The sequence below is a fragment of the Streptomyces sp. NPDC107575 genome (assembly GCF_055657265.1).
Window position 1 is genome coordinate 595780 of the sequence record NZ_JBVKBG010000001.1, and the last position, 22365, is coordinate 618144.

General features: G+C 72.5%; 21 protein-coding genes. 17 read left to right on the forward strand and 4 right to left on the reverse strand.

The window, feature by feature from the left end; translation table 11 throughout:
- Positions 1-8: 8 nt before the first annotated feature.
- Positions 9-917 carry a LysR substrate-binding domain-containing protein gene (locus ACZ7L4_RS02805; protein ID WP_472099121.1) on the reverse strand — a complete coding sequence of 303 codons (909 nt, stop codon included), beginning with the start codon at positions 915-917 and terminating at the stop codon, positions 9-11.
- A 242-nt stretch (positions 918-1159) separates the two neighbouring features.
- On the opposite strand from ACZ7L4_RS02805, the gene benA reads away from it, so the two are divergent.
- Genes benA through ACZ7L4_RS02830 form a run of 5 tightly spaced genes read left to right on the forward strand, consistent with a single transcriptional unit; the run spans position 1160 to position 7678 of the window.
- Positions 1160-2518 (forward strand): benzoate 1,2-dioxygenase large subunit, encoded by a 1359-nt coding sequence (gene benA / locus ACZ7L4_RS02810; protein ID WP_472099123.1) that lies wholly within the window; start codon positions 1160-1162, stop codon positions 2516-2518.
- Positions 2515-3021, forward strand: a complete 507-nt coding sequence (benB, locus tag ACZ7L4_RS02815; RefSeq protein WP_472099125.1) for a benzoate 1,2-dioxygenase small subunit — start codon at positions 2515-2517, stop codon at positions 3019-3021. Before benA ends, benB begins: the two co-directional genes overlap by 4 nt.
- Positions 3022-3055: 34 nt before the next feature.
- Positions 3056-4090, forward strand: coding sequence for a benzoate 1,2-dioxygenase electron transfer component BenC (benC, locus tag ACZ7L4_RS02820; RefSeq protein ID WP_472099127.1), 1035 nt, complete (start codon positions 3056-3058; stop codon positions 4088-4090).
- Complete coding sequence (gene benD / locus ACZ7L4_RS02825; protein WP_472099129.1) at positions 4087-4872, forward strand: benzoate diol dehydrogenase BenD; 786 nt, start codon at positions 4087-4089, stop codon at positions 4870-4872. The genes benC and benD overlap by 4 nt, the downstream gene beginning before the upstream one ends.
- A gap of 28 nt (positions 4873-4900) precedes the next feature.
- Entirely contained in the window at positions 4901-7678 is a 2778-nt protein-coding gene (locus ACZ7L4_RS02830; RefSeq protein WP_472099131.1) for an ATP-binding protein, read from the forward strand.
- 18 nt (positions 7679-7696) lie between these two features.
- Here the strand turns inward: ACZ7L4_RS02830 and ACZ7L4_RS02835 are convergent, their stop codons facing one another.
- Both ACZ7L4_RS02835 and ACZ7L4_RS02840 read right to left on the reverse strand, forming a co-directional pair.
- Positions 7697-8719, reverse strand: a complete 1023-nt coding sequence (locus tag ACZ7L4_RS02835) for a hypothetical protein (protein ID WP_472099133.1) — start codon at positions 8717-8719, stop codon at positions 7697-7699.
- A gap of 115 nt (positions 8720-8834) precedes the next feature.
- Positions 8835-9452: a TetR/AcrR family transcriptional regulator gene (locus ACZ7L4_RS02840; protein WP_472099135.1), complete on the reverse strand. Its 618-nt coding sequence runs from the start codon at positions 9450-9452 to the stop codon at positions 8835-8837.
- Positions 9453-9535: 83 nt separating this feature from the next.
- Between ACZ7L4_RS02840 and ACZ7L4_RS02845 the strand changes: the two genes are divergently transcribed.
- From ACZ7L4_RS02845 to ACZ7L4_RS02890, 10 genes are all read left to right on the forward strand, one after another.
- On the forward strand, positions 9536-10501 hold the full coding sequence (locus ACZ7L4_RS02845; RefSeq protein WP_472099137.1) for an aldo/keto reductase: 966 nt from the start codon (positions 9536-9538) through the stop codon (positions 10499-10501).
- Between the two features lie 138 nt (positions 10502-10639).
- Complete coding sequence (locus ACZ7L4_RS02850) at positions 10640-11515, forward strand: universal stress protein (RefSeq protein ID WP_472099139.1); 876 nt, start codon at positions 10640-10642, stop codon at positions 11513-11515.
- A 209-nt stretch (positions 11516-11724) separates the two neighbouring features.
- Positions 11725-12492, forward strand: a complete 768-nt coding sequence (locus tag ACZ7L4_RS02855) for a crotonase/enoyl-CoA hydratase family protein (RefSeq protein ID WP_472099141.1) — start codon at positions 11725-11727, stop codon at positions 12490-12492.
- Positions 12489-13634 carry a CaiB/BaiF CoA transferase family protein gene (locus ACZ7L4_RS02860; protein WP_472099143.1) on the forward strand — a complete coding sequence of 382 codons (1146 nt, stop codon included), beginning with the start codon at positions 12489-12491 and terminating at the stop codon, positions 13632-13634. The genes ACZ7L4_RS02855 and ACZ7L4_RS02860 overlap by 4 nt, the downstream gene beginning before the upstream one ends.
- A 23-nt stretch (positions 13635-13657) precedes the next feature.
- Positions 13658-15337, forward strand: coding sequence for a class I adenylate-forming enzyme family protein (locus ACZ7L4_RS02865; RefSeq protein WP_472099145.1), 1680 nt, complete (start codon positions 13658-13660; stop codon positions 15335-15337).
- Positions 15334-16233 (forward strand): acyl-CoA thioesterase, encoded by a 900-nt coding sequence (locus tag ACZ7L4_RS02870; protein ID WP_472099147.1) that lies wholly within the window; start codon positions 15334-15336, stop codon positions 16231-16233. The genes ACZ7L4_RS02865 and ACZ7L4_RS02870 overlap by 4 nt, the downstream gene beginning before the upstream one ends.
- A 75-nt stretch (positions 16234-16308) precedes the next feature.
- Positions 16309-17466, forward strand: a complete 1158-nt coding sequence (locus tag ACZ7L4_RS02875; protein ID WP_472099149.1) for an acyl-CoA dehydrogenase family protein — start codon at positions 16309-16311, stop codon at positions 17464-17466.
- A gap of 44 nt (positions 17467-17510) precedes the next feature.
- Positions 17511-18269: a 3-hydroxyacyl-CoA dehydrogenase gene (locus tag ACZ7L4_RS02880; protein ID WP_472099151.1), complete on the forward strand. Its 759-nt coding sequence runs from the start codon at positions 17511-17513 to the stop codon at positions 18267-18269.
- Positions 18270-18313: 44 nt separating this feature from the next.
- Complete coding sequence (locus tag ACZ7L4_RS02885) at positions 18314-19474, forward strand: thiolase family protein (RefSeq protein ID WP_472099153.1); 1161 nt, start codon at positions 18314-18316, stop codon at positions 19472-19474.
- Positions 19475-19544: 70 nt separating this feature from the next.
- Positions 19545-20045: a nuclear transport factor 2 family protein gene (locus ACZ7L4_RS02890; RefSeq protein ID WP_472099155.1), complete on the forward strand. Its 501-nt coding sequence runs from the start codon at positions 19545-19547 to the stop codon at positions 20043-20045.
- Here ACZ7L4_RS02890 and paaI read toward each other — a convergent pair.
- Positions 20026-20406, reverse strand: a complete 381-nt coding sequence (gene paaI, locus ACZ7L4_RS02895; protein ID WP_472100367.1) for a hydroxyphenylacetyl-CoA thioesterase PaaI — start codon at positions 20404-20406, stop codon at positions 20026-20028. The genes ACZ7L4_RS02890 and paaI overlap by 20 nt on opposite strands.
- A 349-nt stretch (positions 20407-20755) precedes the next feature.
- Here paaI and ACZ7L4_RS02900 point away from each other — a divergent pair, with 349 nt between their 5' ends.
- Positions 20756-21568: an acyl carrier protein gene (locus tag ACZ7L4_RS02900; protein ID WP_472099156.1), complete on the forward strand. Its 813-nt coding sequence runs from the start codon at positions 20756-20758 to the stop codon at positions 21566-21568.
- A gap of 109 nt (positions 21569-21677) precedes the next feature.
- Positions 21678-22361: a GAF and ANTAR domain-containing protein gene (locus ACZ7L4_RS02905; RefSeq protein WP_472099158.1), complete on the forward strand. Its 684-nt coding sequence runs from the start codon at positions 21678-21680 to the stop codon at positions 22359-22361.
- Positions 22362-22365 lie beyond the last annotated feature (4 nt).

Consider the following 22365-nt stretch of genomic DNA (forward strand, 5'->3'; position numbering starts at 1 on the left):
CTCGGTCCTCATGGTGTTGCCTCGGTCTCTGTCGCGAACAGGTCGTGCCGCTCCAGTACGTCGAGCAGCTGCCGGATCAGCGGTGTCTCGTCCTCGCGGCGCCAGGCCAGGGCCAGCGGCACCGTCAGGGCGTCCTCGACGGTCCTGCACACCACGCCCTCGCGGGGCGCGGAGCGCACGGAGTCGGGCAGCACCGCCACGCCGAGGCCCGCCGCGACCAGGGCCAGGGCGGCCGAGGTCTCGGTCACCTCGTAGGCGCGGTGCGGATAGAAGCCGGAGTTCAGGCAGCTGCGGACGACGGCGTCGTTGACGACGGAGCCGAGCGTGGCGCCGTACATGACGAAGTCCTCGTGGCGCAGCTGCTCGACGCGGACGGTCGTGGCGTCGGCCAGCCAGTGGCCCTCCGGGACGGCCGCGACGAGCGGCTCCTCGGCGATCAGCCGGTGCGCGATGCCCTCCTGGCGGATGGGCGGGCGCAGCACTCCGACGTCGAGGCGCCGCTCGTCGAGTCCGTGCTCCTGCGCGGGCGTCAGCATCTCCGTGTGCACCTCCATCCGTACGTGCGGCATCTCCTGCTTCACCAGGCGGGCCAGGGTGGGCAGTTGGCGGTACGAGGCGGATCCGGTCAGGCCGACCCGGAGCACCCCCTCGACGCCCGAGGCGAACCGGCCCACGCGGGCCACCGCCTCGTCGACGGACGCGAGGATGCGCTCCACGTCGGTGCGGAACACCTCGCCGGCGCCGGTCAGGGACACCTGCCGGGTGGTGCGGGTGAACAGCTCCACGCCCAGCTCCGTCTCCAGGCGACGGATCGCCTGGGAGAGCGGCGGCTGGGCCATGTGCAGCGCCTGCGCGGCCCTGCCGAAGTGGCGTGTCCCGGCGACCGCCGCGAAGTACCTCAGGTGCCTCAATTCCATCCGGCTGCCCCTTTGTTGCGTCTCGGTGGGGCCCTCGACGTGCCTCAGCGTAGGCAGCGGGCCCCATACCCCACAAATATCCACTTGCAGGCTATTGAGACTCCGGCGATATCAATACCCCCCTGGGTCAACCCTGGGGGAATGTCCGGGGCCGACTCTTCACCCGGCTGTCATCGTGCTGAAAAGCAGTCGCAACACGGCCGCCGACCAGGCAGGCCAGGTCGAGGCGAAGGGACGGGAACATGGCGGAGGGCAGCACCACAGGGCGCGCGCGGACCATCCTCGCGGACGCCCTGGAGGAGGACCCGGAGCGCGGGGTCCACCGCGTCAGGCGCAGCGTCTTCACCGACGAGGAACTGTTCGAGCTCGAGATGAAGCACATCTTCGAGGGGAACTGGGTGTATCTGGCGCACGAGAGCCAGATCCCGGAGATCGGGGACTACTTCACCACGTACATCGGGCGCCAACCCGTCGTCATTTCCCGTGACAAACAAGGCGAGTTGCACTGCCTGATCAACGCGTGCAGCCACCGCGGCGCCATGCTGTGCCGAAAGAAGACGGACAACAGGACCACGTTCACCTGCCCGTTCCACGGCTGGACGTTCAACAACACCGGCAAGCTCCTGAAGGTGAAGGACCCGCGCGAGGCCGGCTACCCCGAGCAGTTCAACACGGACGGCTCGCACAACCTGAAGAAGGTGGCCCGCTTCGAGAGCTACCGCGGCTTCCTCTTCGGCAGCCTGAACGCGGACGTCAAGCCGCTGACCGAGCACCTCGGGGACGCCGCCGTCGTCATCGACATGGTCGTCGACCAGTCGCCCGAGGGCCTGGAGGTGCTGCGCGGCTCCTCCACGTACTCCTACGACGGCAACTGGAAGCTGCAGGCGGAGAACGGGGCCGACGGCTACCACGTCTCCGCCACGCACTGGAACTACGCCGCCACGCAGGCCCGCCGCACCTCCGGCGAGTCGGAGAACGACACCCGGACGATGGACGCCGGCGGCTGGGCCAAGCAGCGCGGCGGCTTCTACTCCTTCGAGCACGGCCATCTGCTGCTGTGGACGCAGTGGCTCGACCCGGCGAACCGGCCGCTGTACGAGCGGCGCGAGGAGCTCGCCGCGCAGGTGGGCGAGGAGCGGGCCGACTGGATGATCGGTGTCTCCCGCAATCTGTGCCTGTACCCGAACGTGTACCTGATGGACCAGTTCAGCTCCCAGATCCGGCACTTCAGGCCCATCTCCGTCGACCAGACGGAAGTCACCATCTACTGCATCGCCCCCAAGGGTGAACCGGCCGAGCAGCGGGCCCAGCGCATCCGCCAGTACGAGGACTTCTTCAACGCCACCGGCATGGCCACCCCCGACGACCTGGAGGAGTTCCGCTCCTGCCAGAAGACGTACCTGGCCGGATCCATGCCGTGGAACGACCTCAGTCGCGGCGCCGTGCACCAGATCGAGGGCCCCGACGAGGAGGCCAAGAAGATCGGCATCAACCCGATCGCCAGTGGTGTGCGCACCGAGGACGAAGGGCTCTACCCGATCCAGCACCGCTACTGGGCCGACACCCTGACCGCCGCGCTCGACCTGGAGGACGCCAAGTGACCACCGCAGTCGAGAAGTTCACACTGGAGGACATCCGGCAGTTCCTGTACCGGGAGGCGAGGTACCTCGACGACCGCGAGTTCGAGAAGTGGCTCGACTGCTACCGCGCCGACGCCGAGTTCTGGATGCCGGCCTGGGCGGACGACGACGAGCTCACGTGCGACCCGCAGACCGAGATCTCCCTCGTCTACTACCCGACCAGGGCGGGCCTGGAGGACCGCGTCTTCCGCATCCGCACCGACCGCTCCAGCGCGACGAGCCTGCCCGAGCCCCGCACCGGCCACAACATCTCCAACGTCGAGGTCACGGCCCGCGAGGGCGACCTCGTGGACGTGCGGTTCAACTGGTTCACGCTCTACTACCGCTACCAGAGCACCGACACGTACTTCGGCACCTCGCACTACACCCTCGACGTGTCCGGGCCCGAGCCGCTCATCGCCCGCAAGAAGGTCGTCCTGAAGAACGACTTCGTGCACCACGTCGTCGACATCTACCACGTCTGATCCCCCCGCCCGCGCCGTCGAAATGAGCCGCCACATGTCCTTCCAGGTCGCCCTGAACTTCGAGGACGGCATCACCCGATTCATCGAGTGCCGCCCCGACGAGACCGTCGCCGAGGCCTCCTACAAGGCCCGCATCAACATCCCGCTCGACTGCCGCGACGGCGCCTGCGGAACCTGCAAGTCGCTCTGCGAGTCCGGGGGTTACGACGGCGGCGACTACATCGACGAGGCCCTCACCGACGACGAGGCCGCCGCCGGGTACTGCCTGCCCTGCCAGATGACACCGCAGAGCGACCTCGTGCTGAGCGTCCCCGCCTCCTCGGCCGCCGCCAAGACCGGGGCGGCCACCCACGCAGCCACCCTCGCCGACATCAAGCGGCACTCCGCCACCACCGTCGAGTTCACCCTCGACGTCGACGACCGCGACGCCCTGGACTTCCTGCCCGGCCAGTACGTGAACATCGCCGTGCCCGGCACCGACCAGACCCGCTCGTACTCCTTCAGCTCGGGGCCGAACCAGCGGCAGCTGTCCTTCCTGGTCCGCGTCGTCGACGGCGGCGCCATGTCCGGCTACCTCGCCGAGCGCGCCCGGATCGGCGACCGCCTCGAATTCACCGGCCCCATGGGCAGCTTCTACCTGCGCGAACAGTCCCGCCCCGCCCTGCTGCTCGCCGGCGGCACCGGACTCGCGCCGCTCCTGTCGATGCTGGAACGCCTCGCCCAGCAGCCGACGGGACAGCCCGTGCACCTGCTCTACGGCGTCACCACCGACGAGGACCTCGTCCACCTGGACACCCTGGAGGACTACGCCGAGGTGATCCCCGGACTCACCTTCGACCACTGCGTCGCCGACGCCGCCTCCACCGCCCGCAACAAGGGCTTCGTGACCGGCCTGATGGACGCGGCGACCCTGCACGACGGCGCCGCCGACGTGTACCTGTGCGGACCGCCCGCCATGGTCGAGGCCGTCCGCGGACACATCGACGCCCTCGGCGTGACCCCGGCGAGCTTCCACTACGAGAAGTTCACCCCGGCCACCGCCCGAGTCGCCGCGGAGGCCGCCGCGTGAGCGTCCGCACCGTGCACGTCGACCGGTTCGCGGGGAAGCGGGCCGTGGTCACCGGGGCCGGGCAGGGCATCGGCCTCGCCGTGGCCCGCCGCCTCGTCGCCGAGGGTGCGGACGTCGTCCTCGTCGACCGCGCCGACACCGTCCGCGAGGCCGCCGACGAGCTGAAGGCGCACGCCGTCCGCGCCGATCTGGAGAGCTACGAGGGCGCGCACGCCGCCCTGACGGAGGCGGAGCAACTCCTCGGCACCATCGACGTGTTGGTGAACAACGTCGGCGGCGCGATCAACTTCAAACCGTTCACCGAGTTCACCGCCCCCGAGATCCAGGCGGAGATCACCCGCTCCCTGATGACGACGCTGTACTCCTGCCGCGCCGCCCTGCCCGGAATGAAGGACCAGGGGCACGGTGTCATCGTGAACGTCTCGTCGGCCGCCACCCGGGGCATCCACCGCATCCCGTACTCCGCGGCCAAGGGTGGCATCAACGCCCTCACCGCCTCGCTCGCCCTGGAGTACGCCGAGGCCGGCATCCGCGTCGTGGCCACCGCGCCCGGCGGCACCGACGCCCCGCCGCGCCGGGTCCCGCGCGGCACACCACCACAGCACACCGAGCAGGAGAAGGCCTGGTTCCGGGCACACATCGACCAGACCCTCGCGCACAGCCCGCTGGGGCGCTACGGCACCCTCGACGAGCAGGCCGCCGCCATCTGCTTCCTCGCCTCCGACGAGGCCTCGTACATCACCGGCAGTGTCCTGCCGGTCGCGGGCGGCGACCTTGGCTGACCGAGGCCCCCTGCTAGCGTGCTGGACCATGGACGGGCGCCCTGAACAGCGGCGCGACCTCGTCGGACGCACCGCCGAGGCCGCGGTACTGACCCGAGCGCTGAGCGCGGCGCGTGCCGGCCGGCCCGGGCTGCTGCTCGTCGAGGGGCCTGCGGGCATCGGCAAGACCGCCCTGGTCCGGCACGCGCTGCACGACCTCCGCACAGCGGACGTCCACGTGGTGACCGTCTCCGGTGTCCCGTGGGAGTGCGAGGTGCCGTTCGGCCTCGCCCGCCAGCTCGCCCTGGCGCTCGGGGCCGCCCTGCCCGACACCGGCGCGGTCCTGGAGGTGGCGGAACACCTGCGCAGGCAGTGGGCGGCCCGGCAGGAGCGCGAGCCGGTCGTCGTGGTCGTCGACGACGCGCACTGGGCCGACGTGGAGAGCCTGCGCGCGGTCGGCTCCGCGCTGCGCGGGATGTCCGACGAGCGGGTCCTGGTCGTGCTCCTCGCACGGGACCGCCCCGACGAGCTGGGTCCGGAGCCGGAGGCACCGGCCGCCGCCCTGCTGCGCACCCGCGCGTTCCTCGACGGCTGCGAAGGAGCCGCCCTCCGGCTCGGCCCGCTCGACCCCCACGACGCCCGCGCCCTCGCCCGCGACCACCACGGCCTCACCCTGGAACTCCCGGCCGCCCGGCACCTGTGCGAGCGCACCCGCGGAAACCCCCGGCACATCTCCCGGCTCCTCGCCGAACTGCCCCGCGACACCTGGCGCGACTGGCGCCCCGAACTCCCCGCGCCCGCCCGCAGCGCCGACGCCGTGCGCCACCGCATCGAGCGGTGCGGTCCTGCCGCCCGCCGCCTCGTCGAGGCCTGCGCCGTGCTCGGCGACGAGGCGTCCCTGACCGAGGCGGCGGCGCTCGCCGCGCTGACCGGCGACCCGCTGCCCGCCGTCGACGAGGCCCGCGCCGCCGGGCTGCTCACCGCCGCGGTCGACCCCGGACGGGCCCAACTCGCCTTCTCCCACCCCCTCGTACGGGCCGCCGTCCTCACCGGCATCGGCCTGACCGACCGGGCCGCCCTGCACCGGCAGGCCGCCGACCTCGTCCAGGACACCGGCCGCGCCCTGCTGCACAAGGTCTCCGCCCTCGCCGCCCCCGACGAGGCCCTCGCCGACGAACTCGACCGGTACGCCACGCAGCGGGCCAGCGCGGGGGAGTGGTCGGCGGTGGCCGACACCCTCGTACGGGCCGGTCGGCTCAGCACCGGGCGGGCGAGCCGCGAGGACCGGCTGCTGCGCGCCGTCGACGCCATGATCGGGGCGGGCGACATCCCGCAGGCCGCCATGTTCGCCCCGGAGCTGGAGAGCTTCCCGGCGAGCGCCCTGCGCGACACCGTGCTCGCCTACCTCGCCATCATGCGCGGCCGGCCCGCCGAGGCCGAGACACTCCTGGACGCCGCCGAGGCGCACTGCGACGCCACGCGCAGGCCGGAGCTGATGGCGAGGATCAGCCAACGGCGCGTGCTGCACGCCCTCGCCCGCTGGGACGGCGACCAGCTCGTCACCTGGGCCCGGCGCGCCGTCGGCCTGGCGCAGGCGGACGACCCCTCCGGCATCGAGTCGGAAGCCGTGCTCGGCCTCGGACTCGCGATGACCGGTCGGCACACCGAGGCCGCTGCCGCCTACGCGGAGGCCGCCGCGGGCCACCCGGCGGGCGCCCAGCCGCAGCGCTTCCAACTGGGCCTGGGCTGGGTCGACTTCGCCACCGACGCCCCCGAGTCCGCCCGCCGCAGACTGGAGGCCGCCGTCCCCACCGGCTACCGGATGGGCTCGACCCGCATCTCCCTGTGGGCGCAGGGCTGGCTGGCCCGCACCCAGTTCGCCCTCGGCGCCTGGACGGAGGCCCTGGAGACGGCGCAACGCGCGGCCGAACGGCTCGGCGTCGTCCGCATCGAAATCGTCCGCCCGCTGGTGCACTGGACCGCCGCCCAGATCCACGCCCTGCGCGGCGACGCGGCGGCCGCCGACCACCATGTCGCCGCGGCCCAGGCCGACATCCACCCGTACGCCTGCATGCTGGTGCCCTCGTGCCTGGCCCGCGCCCAGGTCGCGGAGTCGCGCGGCGAGTACGAGCGCGTCGTCGAGGCCCTGACCCCGCTCGTCCAGCTCGACCCCCGCGGCTCCGTCGACGAACCCGGCTTCTGGCCCTGGCCCGACGTCTACGCCAACGCGCTGGTGATGACGGGCCGCCTCGACGAGGCCGACGGCTTCCTGCGCCCGCACGAGCAGTGCGCCGACGCGCGCGGGCAGCGGTCGGCGCAGGCCCGGCTCGCCATCGCGCGCGGCCGGCTGACGGCGGCGCGCGGCGACGTGGATGCCGCCCGCGGCCAGTTCGACGGGGCGCTCGCACGGCTCGACGGGCTGCCGCTGCCGTACGACCGGGCCCGTGTGAACTTCGCGTACGGCCAGACCCTGCGCCGGGTCGGCAAGCGCCGCGAGGCCGACACCGTCCTGCGGAACGCGCGGGACGCCTACGCCACGCTGGGCGCCCGCACCTATGTCGAGCGGTGCGAGCGCGAACTCCAGGCGGGCGGCCTGCAGTCCGGGAGGGCCGAGGCGGGCCTGGCCCGGCTCACACCGCAGGAGCGGGCCGTGGCGAAGGTGGTCGCGGCCGGAGCCACCAACCAGCAGGCGGCGCTGGAACTGTTCATCTCGGTCAAGACGGTCCAGTACCACCTGACACACGTCTACTCCAAGCTCGGCATCCGCTCACGCAGCGAACTGGCCGCGCGCTTCCGGGAGTCGGCCGGGAGCGGCGATCGCGCCTAAGGGAAGCCGGCCCCGGCCTCACTCGTACATCACGTACGACGGGCGCGGGCGCAGGCCGAGGACCTGGTCGGGGGTCATCATGTCGGTGCCGCCCTCCGTGTCCTCCTCGAGGAACAGCTTGAAGCCGGTGTGGAGCCGGTCGGGCATCCGGTCGACCAGGCGGTCCCAGGTGTGACGCTTGAGCTGGGGGCTGCCTATGCCGTCGGCGCTCTTGACGACGGCGACGCCCTCGGGGACGTCGAGGGCCCCTTCGTCGTGGACGACCGACTCGGCGACCTGGTGGTAGACGAAGGCCTTCTCCGGCAGGTCGTGGTCGTCCACGAGCGAGGCGAGGTGGTCGGCGATGCGGGTGAGTTCGGGGCCGCTGGTGTGTCCGTAGGTGTCGCCGGGGATCTGGCCGGGATCCATCTCCCACTCGGGGTCGAGGGCGATGCCCACGTCCGGGTGGGCGAGCCACTTGTCCAGGGCCTTCACCTCGTCGAGGGCGTCCGCGCGGCCGGGCTGGATGTTGAGGAGCAGCAGCGCCTTGTGGCGGCGCGCGGTCTCGTGGAAGGTGCGGATCGTCGCGTCGGGCGTGCGGGTGCGGTACGTGCCGTCGGGGCCCGCTCCCGGGTTGGCGACGGTGGCGAGCAGCTCCAGGACGGGCAGTACGCGGCGGCCTTCGGCGTACGCGCGCCCGCGCCGTTCCAGCTCCTTGACCCGGTCGTCCAGGTCGCCCGTGCCGAGCCGGCCGAGCGCCGTCGCGCCCGGCAGTCCGCAGTAGCCGACGAGCCGGTGCTCGGGGAACAACCGGCGCCCGCCGCGCGGCAGTTCGGGGCGCTTGCGGGTGGGGCTCGGCGAGGGGGAGCGGGAGGACTCCGAGGGGCGGCGCGCGGCCCGCTCGGTGCCGGCCGGCCGGTCGTCGGCCCCGGACGTGCCGCATCCGGCGACGAGCGCGGCGGCGGACGTGACCCCGGCGGCGAGCAGTGCCCGCCGCCGCGAACCACCCGTTCCGGGGTCCGTGTCGTCGTCGTGGCCGGCGCTGTGACCGACTGTCCGCATCTGGCCTCCCCACGCAGTGATCATCGTCCGTGGGGTGCCTTGCCGACGTGTGCGGGGCGAAACGTGCGCCGGGGGCGGAGGCGGTGCTGATCAGCCACGCGGCTGTGGGGCTGCGCTACGCCGACGCCTCGCGCGGGCGCAGCGCGTCCACCACCAGGTCGAGCAGCGGGCGCACGCGGTCCCCGCGCTCGCCCGCCGTCGTGGACAGGAACACGCCGAGCAGCATGGTGATCACGTCGTCGGCCGGTACGTCGCCGCGCAGTGTGCCCGTGCGCGCCCCGGCGTCGAGGAAGGCGGCGACCGACGCGGTCAGCCGCTCCCGGGTGTTCGCCGTGACGCCGCGCCCGGAGGCCGGGGCGAGGGTGAGGCTGCCGGCCATCGCGCGCTTGGCCGTGACGAGGTCCGCGTACCGGTCCATCCAGGCGCGCAGCGCCTCGTGCGGCGGCAGCTCGCCGAGCAGGGGCTCGACGGCGGAGGTCACGGCGTCCAGTTCGGCGGAGTAGACGGCCTCGACGAGGGCCTCGCGGGTGGGGAAGTGCCGGTAGAGGGTGCCGATGCCGACGCCCGCCTCGCGGGCGATCGCCTCCAGGGCCACCGTCGTGTCGTCCCGGGTGAAGGCGGTGCGGGCGGCGGCGAGGAGTCGCTCACGGTTGCGGCGCGCGTCCGCGCGGGCGGGGCGGTCGGCCTGGCCCGCGCCGGGGTTCGGACTCTGGTCGGATGGGGACGCAGGCAAAGCGGAGGCTCCTCCGGTTGTGCTACCTTCGGTGTAACGGAGGTTCCTCCGTTTCCTCTATCTTCGCACGAGGTGGCATTCCCATGACCTCTTCCGCGTCTTCTTCTGCTTCTTCCTCCACCGCAGTCACCGCGAACGGCGCCCCGCGCCCCGGCGGCGCCGGCCGGCTGCTCGGCCGGGACGTCTCACGCGTCGGATTCGGCGCGATGCAGCTGCCCCGCCTCGACCCGGACCGCGCCACAGCCGTCGCGCTGCTGCGCCGTGCCGTCGAGCTGGGTGTCGACCACATCGACACCGCCCAGTTCTACGGCGACGGCTTCTCCAACGAGATCATCCGCGAGGCGCTGCGCCCCGAGGACGACGTCCTCGTCGTCAGCAAAGTCGGCGCCACCCCCGACTCCGGTGGCCCGCTGCCGCTGCGCCTCGCCCAGCGGCCCGAGGAACTGCGGGCCGGCGTCGAGGACAACCTCAAGAGCCTCGGCGTCGACCAGGTCCCGCTGGTCAACCTGCGCCGTGCCGAGACGGGACCCGGGCTGCGGGCCGAGGGCGACCAGGTCGTCGACATCGACGACCAGCTCGCCGTCATGACCGCCCTGCGCGACGAGGGCAAGATCGGCGCCATCGGGCTCAGCAACGTGGGCCTCGACGAACTGCGCCGGGGCCTGCCCGCCGGGATCGCCTGCGTACAGAACGCGTACAGCCTCGTCGCCCGCGACGACGAGGAGCTGCTGGACCTCTGCCGCGCCGAGGGCATCGCCTGGGTGCCCTACTTCCCGCTGGGCAGCGCCTTCCCCGGCATGCCCAAGGTCACCGACGAGCCCGCCGTCGCCGCGGCCGCAGAGGCGCTGGGCGCGAGCCCGGCCCAGGTCGGCCTCGCCTGGCTGCTGCACCACGCACCGAACGTCCTCCTGATCCCGGGCACCGCCAACGCCGACCACCTCGCGGCGAACGTCGCGGCGGGTGCGCTCGCCCTCGACGCGGCGACGCTGGCGGAGCTGGACGCGGTGCCGACGCGGGTGGGCGACATCCACATCGAGGACCACGAGTGAGGAACGCGCGGCGGTCCTGACCGCCGCCGCACGGCGGGGCGCGCACGGACGCCCCGCCGTGCGAAGGGCCGCCCGTCGGGTCAGTCTGGACAGTGGGGACACCCAGTCAGGACGCAGCACCGACGAAGGAGCGCACACATGGCGGGCCACGTGCTGGTCGGGGCCGACGGCTCGGAGTCGAGCCTGGAGGCGGTCGCGGTCGCCGCGCACGAGGCGCGGCAACGCGGGCTCGGCGTGCGCATCGTGAACGCGTTCACCTGGCCGATGCTGAAGATCCGGCACGGCTCGACGTCCGCGGAGACCGCCGAGCCGGCCATGCGCCGCCGGGCCGAGGAGGTCGTGGCCGAGGCGGTCGAGCGGGTCAGGGCCGAGGAGCCGGGCCTCGCCCCGGTCGAGGGCGAGGTCGTCACGGGCGAGGCGCTCACCGTCCTGGCCACCCGTTCGCGCGACGCCGCCCTGGTCGTCGTCGGCAGCCGCGGCCTGGGCGCCTTCTCCGGCCTGCTGATCGGCTCGGTCGCCGTGCACCTCGCCGCGCACGCGTACTGCCCAGTCCTCGTCGTACGCGGCCGGGAGCGGCCCGAGGGCCCCGTGGCGGTCGCCGTCGACGGCTCGGACGCCGCGAAGACGGCCGTCGAGGAGGCCTTCGACGATGCCGCGCGCCGCGGGAGCGGCCTGCTGGCCGTGCACGTGTGGAACACCTGGAGCGGCACGGGACCCGCGGGGCCCGGCGGCCCCGCCCCGCTCTGGTTCGACACGGACAAGCTCCGCGAGGACAGCGAGGCGACCCTGTCCGGGGCGCTGGCCGCCGGCCGGGGCCGCCACCCCGACGTCGAGGTAGAGGCGCGGTCGGTGCACGGCCGGGTGCGCCCGAGCCTGATCGAGACGTCGCGGGAGGCGAGCCTCCTCGTGGTCGGCGCGCGCGGCCGGGGCGGCTTCCAGGGGTTGCTGCTCGGCTCGGTCAGCCAGGCACTGCTGCACCACGCGGAGTGCCCGGTCCTCGTCACGCGCCGCTGACGCGCCGGCAGGGGCAGCGGTGGCCCCCTCGGTGAACACCCCTGGCGTCCCCCGGAATTGATCACGGGTCTGGACAGGCCCGCACCCATCCTCGTAGCTTAACGATTGTTCAATGCGGGGTGGGTGAGGCCGAGCCGTGCCGGGCGGAGCGGTCGTCGGTCGCTCCGTCGCAGCGTACGCAGTCCGCGACCCACTCCGGGAGCCACGCCATGACCGACGCCGTGCTCAGCGAATTCCGCGCCGACGGGATCACCGTCATCACGCTCAACCGGCCCGAGGCCCGCAACGCGGTCAACCGGGTCGTCGCCGAAGGCGTGGCCGCCGCGCTCGACGAACTCGACCGCAGGGACGACCAGGTGGTCGGCGTCATCACCGGCGCGGGCGGCAGCTTCTGCTCCGGGATGGACCTCAAGGCGTTCCTCAAGGGCGAGACCCCGACCGTCGAGGGGCGCGGCCTCGCCGGCATCACCGAGGCGCCGCCCCGCAAGCCGGTCATCGCCGCCGTCGAGGGATACGCCCTGGCCGGAGGCTGCGAGATCGCGCTCGCCTGCGACATGGTCGTAGCGGCCCGCGACGCCAGGTTCGGGATACCCGAGGTCAAGCGCGGGCTCGTCGCCGCGGCGGGCGGGCTGCTGCGGCTGCCGCGGCGCATCCCGTACTCCGTCGCCCTGGAGATCGCCCTGACCGGCGACTTCCTCGACGCCGAGCGCGCCCACACCTACGGCCTCGTCAACCGGGTCACCGAACCCGGCGCCGCCCTCGACGGCGCCCTCGAACTCGCCCGTGCCATCGCCGCCAACGGCCCGCTCGCCGTCCGCGCCACCAAGGAGATCGTCGCGAACGCGCCGAACTGGTCGGCGGACGAGGAGTGGCAGCGCATGCGGGAGCTCGCGGCCCCCGTGATGCAGTCCGAGGACGCGCGGGAAGGCGCCCGCGCCTTCGCCGAGAAGCGCGCCCCGCGCTGGACCGGCCGGTGAGCGCCGGACCGCTCGCCGGAATACGGGTCGTCGAACTGGGCGGCATCGGACCCGCCCCGTTCTGCGGGATGCTGCTCGCCGACCTCGGCGCCGAGGTCATCCGGGTCGAGCGCCCCGCCGAAGCGGGCAAGGACAGCCCGCACCCCGTCATCCTGCGCGGGCGCAGCTCGGTCGCCGTGAACCTCAAGGACGCCGAAGGCGCCGCCGTCGTACGGGAGTTGATCGCGCGCTCCGACGCCGTCATCGAGGGCTTCCGGCCCGGCGTCGCCGAACGACTCGGCCTCGGCCCCGACGTCCTGCTCGCCGCGAACCCGAAACTGGTGTACGGGCGGATGACCGGCTGGGGCCAGGACGGTCCGCTCGCCCAGGAGCCGGGACACGACATCAACTACATTGCCGTGGCCGGGGCGTTGCACGCCATGGGCCCCGCGGACGGGGATCCCGTGCCGCCGCTCAACCTGGTGGGCGACTTCGGCGGGGGCGGCATGCTGCTCGCGCTCGGCCTCGTCAGCGCGCTGCTGCACGCCCGCGCCGGCGGCGAGGGGCAGGTCGTCGACGCCGCCATGACCGACGGCACCGCGCTGCTGCTCGCCATGACCTACGGGTTCCTGGCCAAGGGGGGCTGGGAGGACCGGCGCGGCGTGAACATGCTCGACGGCGGCGCCCCCTTCTATGCCGTGTACCGGTGCGCCGACGACCGGCACGTCGCCGTCGGCGCCATCGAGCCGCAGTTCTACGCGGCGCTGCTGCGCGTGCTCGATCTCGAAGGCGACGAGCGGTTCGCGCGCCAGCACGACCGCGCCAACTGGGCGCCGATGAAGGATGAATTGGCGCGTCTCTTCGCCACGCGCACCCGCGACGAGTGGGCCCGCGCCTTCGAAGGACAGGGCGCCTGCGTGTCCCCGGTCCTGTCGCTGAACGAGGCGCCCGAACACCCCCACAACAGTGCCCGCTCGACCTACCGGCGCGGCCCCCACGGCGGCCCCGAACCCTCGCCCGCGCCGCGCTTCACCACCACACCGCCCGGCGAGCCCGCACCCGCCCCGTGTGTCGGCGCCGACACCACGCGGGTGCTCACCACGCTGGCCGGGCTCGCCCCCGACGACATCGACACACTCCGCGAGAAGGGAATCGTCGGTTGACGACGCGCTACGTGCCCCCGGGCATGCCCCAGAGTCTCGACTACCCCGACGCCGCCGTCGGCGACCTGCTCGCCGGAACCGCCCACCGCCACCCCGACCGCACCGCCCTGCGCGACGGCGAACTCGCCCTCACCTATGGGGAGTTGTACGACACCGCGCTGCGGCTGGCCGCCGGGCTGCGCGCACGGGGCATCAGCAAGGGCGACGCGGTCGCGCTGCACCAGCCCAACTCGGCCTGGTTCACGGTCTCGTACTACGCCATCCTGCTGGCGGGCGCGGTCGTCGTCCCCCTCAACCCGGCGCTGCCGCCAGCTGCGTTGCGCGACCAGCTCGACGAGGCGCGCGCCGTCGCCGCGCTCAGTCACCCGGCGACCGCGCCCGCCCTCGCCAAGGCCGCGGCACCGGGCGTCCGCCTGACCGCCCTCGTCCCGGCGACGGCCACCGCGCCCGCCCCCGACGGCGCCGCCGAACCCGGCGGCGTACCGATCGAGGAACTGCTGGCGGCCGAACCGGGGGAGCGGGCGGACGTCAGCGGGGCCGATCTGGCGCACCTGGCCTTCACCGGAGGCACCACAGGGCGCTCCAAGGCGGTCCGCGTACTGCACCGCAACGTCCTGGCCAACGCCCTGCAGATGGCCTGCTGGCGCGGCGCCGCCGTCCCCGTCACCGACGACGAAGGCCGGGTGGCGCTCGAATCCGTGCCCGCCGCCCGCACCGCGCACACGATGGACCTGGGCGCGACCACCGCCGTGGCGCTCGCCCCGCTCTTCCACGCCATGGGCCTGGTCGGCCAGTCCGTCAGCGTGGCGGTGGCCAGCACGGTCGTGATGGCGGGCCGCTTCGAACCACGCCGCTTCGTGGGACTCATCGAGGAGCACGGCGTCACGTCCGTGCCCGGCTCGCCCGCCCTCTTCCACGCCCTGCTCGCGCTGCCCGGCGTCGAGGAACTCGACCTCTCCTCGGTGCGCAGCGTCAACTCCGGTGCCGCGCCCGTCGACACGGACACCATGCGCCGCCTCGGCGCGCTCTTCCCGAACGCCACGATCGTCGAGGGATACGGGCTCACCGAGGCCACCATGGCGCTCGCCGCGCACCCGCTGGTGGACGACAATCCGGTGCCGGAGGGCAGCGTCGGCGCCCCCGTCTTCGACACCGAGGTCGAGATCAGGGACCTCGGCTGCGGCCCCGCGCTGCCCGTCGGTGAGACCGGCGAGGTGTGGGCGCGCGGCCCGCAGATCACCGACGGCTACCAGGGGCACCCCGAGCTGACGGCCGAACAGTTCCAGGACGGCTGGCTGCGCACCGGCGACCTGGGACGGGTCGACGAGGACGGCTGGCTGTACCTGGTCGGGCGGGCCAAGGACATGCTGATCTACAAGGGGTACAACGTGTACCCGACGCCCCTTGAGGACCTGCTGCACCGGCACCCCGCCGTCGCGGGCGCCAGCGTCATCGGCGCGCCGCGCGCCGACGTCGGCGAGATCCCCGTCGCGTACGTCGTGCCGCGCGCCGGGCATCCGGCCGGGCCCGAACTCGCTGAGAAACTCATGGCGTTCGTGGCCGAGCACGTCGCCCCGTACCAGCGGCTGCGGGAGATCCACTTCCTGGAGGCGCTGCCGGTCTCGGCTGCCGGGAAGATCCTCAAGACGGACCTGCGGCAGCGGTACGCGGCCGCCGACGGAGCGGGAGTGACGCACACGTGAGCGGCGGCATGGTCGACGAGGCGACGGTCGAGCGGGCCCCGGACGGAGGCGGTGCGCGACCCGCCGCCCCTCTGGGCGAACTCGGCCAGGGGCGACACATCAGCGTCGAGGCGGCCGACAACGGCGCCTTCCACGGGTACTGCCACTCCGGCCGCGCGGCCGCCCGCAGCTACGGCGGCGCCGTCCTCGCCCAGGCCCTGGACGCCGCCCACCGCACCGTGGCGGACGACCGGGTCGTGCACTCGCTGCACGCCTACTTCCTGCGCGCCCTGTCGCCGGAACGGCCCGTGCGCTATGAGCCCGAGGTCGTCCGCGACGGCCGCAGCTACTCGATGCGCCAGGTCACCGCGTTCCAGGACGGCAAGGAGTCGCTCACCATGAGCGTCTCGTTCAAGCAGCCGCAGCACGGCGGTAGTTGGCGCCAGCCCGGCATGCCCGACGTGCCCGGACCGGAGGGGCTTGGCAACGGCTGGGCGCACCGGCCGCAGGACCATCCGCTGAGCACCTCCGTCGAGTACCGCGAAGTGTCCCTCGAGCGGGATCCGGACGCCGGGCGCATCGACCGCTACGCCTGGATGCGCACCACGGGCGCGATGCCCGACGAGCCGGGCCTGCACGCCGGCGTCCTCGCCTACATCTGCGACGCCCCGCTCGCCCCCACCGCCCTGGTGGCCTACGGGGAGCCGCGACCGCGCGGCATCTCGCTCGCCTCTCTCGACCACGCCATGTGGTTCCACCGGCCGGTCCGCACCGACGCATGGCTGCTCTTCGCGTGCCACAGCGTTCTGGCGGGCGACGGACGGACCCTGGCGCACGGCGAAGTCTGGAGCAGGGGAGGGGAGTTGGTCGCCTCCGTCACCCAGGAGGCGCTGCTCCACGTGCCCGCACCCCGGTGATCCGCGCAAGGGTTGTCAGGGCCCGGCACGCCGACGTAATTTAACGATCGTTCTACACAGGCAGAAGGGGCCGTTGTGCGCCGTACGCTGTTCAACGAGGACCACGAGGCGTTCCGCTCGATGCTGCGGGACTTCATCGCCAAGGAAGTCACCCCCGTCCACCAGGAGTGGGAGGAACAGGGGCACCCGCCGCGCGACTTCTACCGCCGGCTCGGCGAACTGGGCGTGCTCGGCATCCAGGTGCCCGAGGAGTTCGGCGGCGCGGGCGAGGCCAGTCTCAAATTCGCGGCGGTGGCCGTCGAGGAGACGACGCGCGCCGGAGTCACCTTCGGCAACTACTCCGTGCACTCGAACCTGATCCTGCCGTACCTGATGCGGTACGCCACACAGGAGCAGAAGGAGCGATGGCTGCCCGGCTTCGTCTCCGGCGACCTCATGACGGCGATCGCCATGACCGAACCCGGCACCGGCTCGGACCTCGCCAACATCCAGACGAAGGCCGAACGCTCCGCCGACGGCACACACTACGTCCTCAACGGCGCCAAGACCTTCATCACCGGCGGGGCCCTTGCCGACCTGGTCCTCGTCGTCGCCCGCACCGCGCCCTACGATCCCGAGGACCGCCGCGGCGGCCTGTCCATCCTCGTCGTGGAGTCCGCGAGCGAGGGCTTCTCCGTCGGCCGCAAGCTCCAGAAGATCGGCCTCAAGGCCTCCGACACCGCCGAACTCGCCTTCGTGGACGTCAAGGTGTCCGCCGAGAACCTGCTGGGCGAGGAGGGCAAGGGCTTCTCCTACCTGTCCCACAACCTCGCCCAGGAACGCCTCATGATCGCCCTCGGCGGCTCGGGCACGGCCGCGGCGGCGCTGCGCTTCGCCACCGACTACGTGAAGGAGCGCACGGTCTTCGGCAAGCCCGTCGCCCACTTCCAGAACACCAAGTTCGTCCTTGCCGAGTGCGCCACCGAGGTCGAGGCCGCCCAGCTGATGGCCGACCGCGCGCTCGAACTGCACGACGAGGGCGAACTCTCGGTCGCCGACGCCGCGAAGGCGAAGCTGTTCTGCACCGAGGTCGCGGGCCGCGTCATCGACAAGTGCCTGCAGCTGCACGGCGGTTACGGCTACGTCACCGAGTACCCGATCGCCCGCCTGTACGCCGACACCCGCGTCTCGCGGATCTACGGCGGCACCAACGAAGTGATGAAGACCATCATCGCCAAGTCGCTCGGCCTCTGACCCACTTCCTCCCTGCGACCCCCGTCCCCAAGAAGGGATCTGCCATGCAGCTCGACGCCCAGTCCTCCGCCCTCGTCACCGGAGGCGCCTCCGGCCTCGGCCGCGCCACCGCCGAGCGGCTCGCCGCCACGGGCGCCAAGGTCGTCATCTTCGACCTGCCCACCTCCGACGGCGAGAACGTCGCCAAGGAGCTCGGCGCCACCTTCGTCGCCGGTGACGTCACCAGCGAGGCCGACGCCACCGCCGCCGTCGAGGCCGCCGTGGCGCTCGCCCCGCTGCGCGTCGCCGTCAACTGCGCGGGCATCGGCTCCGCCGGGCGCACCGTCGGCAAGGAGGGCCCGTACGTCCTCGACACCTTCCGCAAGGTCGTCGAGATCAACCTGATCGGCACCTTCAACGTCATCCGCCTCGCCGCCCAGGCCATGACCGGCAACGAACCGGTCGACGGCGAGCGCGGTGTCATCGTCAACACCGCCTCCGTCGCCGCGTTCGACGGGCAGATCGGCCAGTGCGCGTACTCGGCGTCCAAGGGCGGCATCGTCGGCATGACCCTGCCGATCGCCCGCGACCTCGCCCGCATGAACATCCGCGTGATGACCATCGCCCCCGGCCTGTTCGAGACCCCGCTGCTCGGCCGCCTTCCGCAGGAGGCCAAGGACTCGCTCGGCGCCCAGGTGCCGCACCCGGCCCGCCTCGGACAGCCCGCCGAGTACGCCCACATGGTCGACTCCATCGTCACCAACCCGATGCTCAACGGCGAGACCATCCGCCTCGACGGCGCGATCCGCATGGCCCCGAAGTAGACCGGGCGCGACGCCAACCCTCGTATCCCACCAAGGAGTTCAGCATGCGTGACGCAGTCATCGTCGATGCCCTGCGGACCCCCGTCGGCAAGGGCAAGCCGGGCGGCGCGCTGTCCGACATCCACCCCGTCGACCTCTCCGCCCACGTCCTCAAGGCGCTCGCCGAGCGCAACGGCCTCGACCCGGCCACCGTCGATGACGTCATCTGGGGCTGTGTCTCCCAGGTCGGCGAGCAGGCGGGCGGCGTCGGCCGGTTCGCGGTGCTGGCCGCGGGCTGGCCCGAGTCCGTGCCCGGACTGACCATCGACCGGCAGTGCGGCTCCTCGCAGCAGTCCGTGCACCAGGCCGCCGCCGGGGTCATCGCCGGTCAGTACGACATCGCCATCGCGGGCGGCGTCGAGTCCATGTCCCGCGTCCCGATGGGCTCCACGCGCGCGGGCGGCCAGGTCGGCAAGCCGTTCGGCCCGCTCGTCGGCGAGCGCTACGACCACGTCGTCTTCAACCAGGGCATCGGCGCCGAGATGATCGCCGAGGAGTTCGGCCTCACCCGCGCCGAACTCGACCAGCACGCCGCCGACTCGCACGAGAAGGCCGCCCGTGCCATCGACGAGGGCCGCTTCAAGAACCAGATCACCCCCGTCCCCCTCGCCGACGGCACGCTCTTCGACACCGACGAGGGCGTACGGCGCGGCACGACGGTCGAGAAGCTGGCCGGGCTGAAGACCCCGTTCAAGGAGGACGGAGTCATCTCGGCGGGCAACGCCTCGCAGATCTCCGACGGCGCCGCGGCCCTCCTCGTCACCACCTCCGAGGTGGCCGCCCGCAACGGCTGGACGCCGCTGGCCCGCTTCCACACGGGTGTCGTCACCGGCGTCGACCCGATCACCATGCTCAAGGGACCGATCCCGGCCACCGCCAAGGTCCTCGACCGCGCGGGCCTCTCCCTCGACGAGATCGGCACCTACGAGATCAACGAGGCCTTCGCCTCCGTCTCGCTGGGCTGGCAGCGCCAGACCGGCGCCGACTACGCGCGCCTGAACCCCAACGGCGGCGCCATGGCCCTCGGCCATCCGCTCGGCGGCTCCGGTGCCCGCCTCATGACCACCCTGGTGCACCACATGAAGGACAACGGCATCCGCTACGGCCTGCAGTCCATGTGCGAGGGCGGCGGCATGGCCAACGCGACGGTGCTCGAACTGCTCTGACACCGTCCCGGCCCGGGAAGCACCTCGAGCGGGCGTTGCGTCAGCGGCTCGACGGGGGAGGAGGCTCATCATGACCGATGACACAGCCCCCGCCCCCGAGTCCGCCGGCGCACGTCCGCCGCTTCCGCCGTTCACGCGCGAGACGGCCGTACAGAAGGTGCGCCTTGCGGAGGACGCCTGGAACACCCGTGACCCACAGCGCGTCGCGCTCGCCTACACACCCGACAGCCGGTGGCGCAATCGCGCCGAGTTCCCCGCCGGGCGCGCCGAGATCGTCGCCTTCCTCACCCGCAAGTGGAACCAGGAGCTCGACTACCGGCTGATCAAGGAGCTGTGGGCGTACGACGGCGACCGCATCGCGGTCCGCTTCGCGTACGAGTGCCACGACGACGCGGGGAACTGGAAGCGCGCGTACGGCAACGAGAACTGGGAGTTCGACGAGAACGGGCTGATGCGCAGGCGCCACGCCTCCATCAACGACCTGCCGATCGCCGAGGCGGACCGACTGTTCCACTGGCCGCAGGGCCGCCGCCCCGACGACCACCCGGGTCTCAGCGACCTCGGTCTGTAGGGACGCTGCGGCTGCGCCCCCGGAACTCGGCGATCACCGACTCACCCCGCGTCACCCGCACGTCGTACAGGCCGCTGCGGCCGAAGCGGGTGACCTCGTGGGCGGCGGCCTCCAGCACGTCGCCCTCGTGCGCGGGAGCGACGAAGGTGACGTCGGCGCCGGAGGCCACGGTGACGGGGCCCTCGCTGTTGCAGGCGCACGCGAAGGCCGTGTCGGCGAAGAGGAACACATAGCCGCCGTGCGCGATGCCGTGGCCGTTGACCATCGACGGCGTCACCTTCATCCGGAGCCGGGCGTGACCCGCGCCGTGCTCCAGGAGTTCGATGCCGAGGAGCTGGGAGGCCAGGTCCGCGGCGAACATGCGCTCCGCGGGGCCCGGTTCTGCGGATTCCGTCACGCTGCTTCCCTCCCGCTCGGCGTACCGACCGATCATTCGGTGTGTGGTGGGGCCAAGCAATCAAGCGGCGCACGGCTTGTCAAGGGTGTCCGGGCGGGCCGCGGTGCCCGGTGTGTCCCGCGGGCGACATCCAGGTGAACGCCGAACCCGGACAGAACGGTCCCGCGCCACAGCCGTGCAACAGCGCCCGCCCCGCGGACAACTCCCGCCCCGCCCCGTCCATCGAACCGTGTGTGATGCACACACGCGCCGCGGCGGGACCGGTACCGCCCGGTGCAACTCCTCACGCACTGACCGAACTTGGAGTTGAACCGTGTCCGGAAACACCCTTCCCAAGCGGCCGGCCGTCCTCGCCGCGCTGCTGCTCGCCGCAGGCGTCCTGTCCGCGCCCGCCGCCGCGGCGCAGAGCGCGGACGCCGCGCCCGGCGACGCCTACGTCCTGCACGTGAGCACCAACCCGACCAGCACCGACTACGACGACCGCCGGGTCGACGTCACCGGCACCGTCACCAAGGCCGACGGCACCCCGGCCCCGAACATCCCCGTCACCGTCAAGGAGGTCGTCCGCTTCACCACCTGGAACCCCTGGGGCGACCCGATCGACCCGAACTACTACGAGCCGCGGGAACTGGGCACACCGGTCAGCGACGCCGACGGCAAGTTCACCGTGCCGAACGTCAACATCGACCACGTGGGCGCCGGCAGCCTGCTCAACGCCGAGCACGAGGTGGAGATCTCGGCCTCCTACGACGAGGACGGCGACCCCGACACCCCGCAGGACGGATACTTCGCCGACACCACCGTGGGCGTCCAGACCCGGTCCAGCTCCGTCAGCTACCAGGTCAACAAGCGGAAGGTGAAGGCGGGCGACATCCTCACCGTCCAGGGCCGCGTCACCACGCCCGAGGGGGTCGACCCCTACGACACCGAAGTCTTCTTGCAGACGTACTGGGAGAGCCAGTACGACGTGAAGACGACCACCGAGCACGACGGCTTCTTCGTCATGTCCGTGCGGGTCGACAAGGACGACACCACGTTCGTGCTGCGCACGGCCCCGCGCGACCTCTACGTGACGGGCGCGGAGAAGACACTCCCGATCACCAACACCTCGGCCAGCAGCGGCTGACGCCCCGCGGCCGCCCCGTCCCGGACCCGGTGGGCCCGGGACGGGGCGGATGGTGGCAGTCTTGGCCCCATCGCAACAACCGACGTACACCGAAGCCGAGGAGCGCGACGTGGAATGGCGTGAGTTCGCCCTGAACATGGCGTCCATGGCGCGCGAACTGCTGGCACAGGAGTCCGTGGACGCGACGCTGCACAAGATCACCACCTGGTCCGTCGACCAGGTCGAGGGCTGCGACGCGGCGGGCATCCTCGTCCTGCGCAAGGGGCAGGTCGAGACACTGGCCGCCACGAGCAAGCTCGTCGAGGACAGCGACCGGCTCCAGGGGGAGGTCCGTGAGGGGCCGTGCTTCGACGCGGCGCGCACCGGGCACCCCGTGTTCCGCATCAAGGACCTCTCGACCGAGACGACGCGCTGGCGCTCGTACGCCCCGCGCGCCCACGAGCTCGGCATCGGCAGCATGATGGGCTTCCTGCTCTACACCGAGGAGGAGGGCGACCTCGGCGCCCTCAACCTCTACTCCGCCCAGCCCGGCGCGTTCACGGAGGCCAGCGAGACCGCCGGCTGGCTCCTCGCCTCCCATGCCGCCGTCGCCTTCTCCAGCGCCCGCGACCACGCGTCCCTGCACCGCGCCGTGGAGACCCGCCATGTCATCGGCGAGGCGATGGGCATCCTGATGGCCGGGCACGATCTGAGCGAGGCGGACGCGTTCGCCGTGCTGCGCCGCTACTCCCAGGAGCACAACATCAAGCTCCGGGAGGTGGCCCGCCTGGTGAGCGAACGGGGCGGCCTGTGAGTCT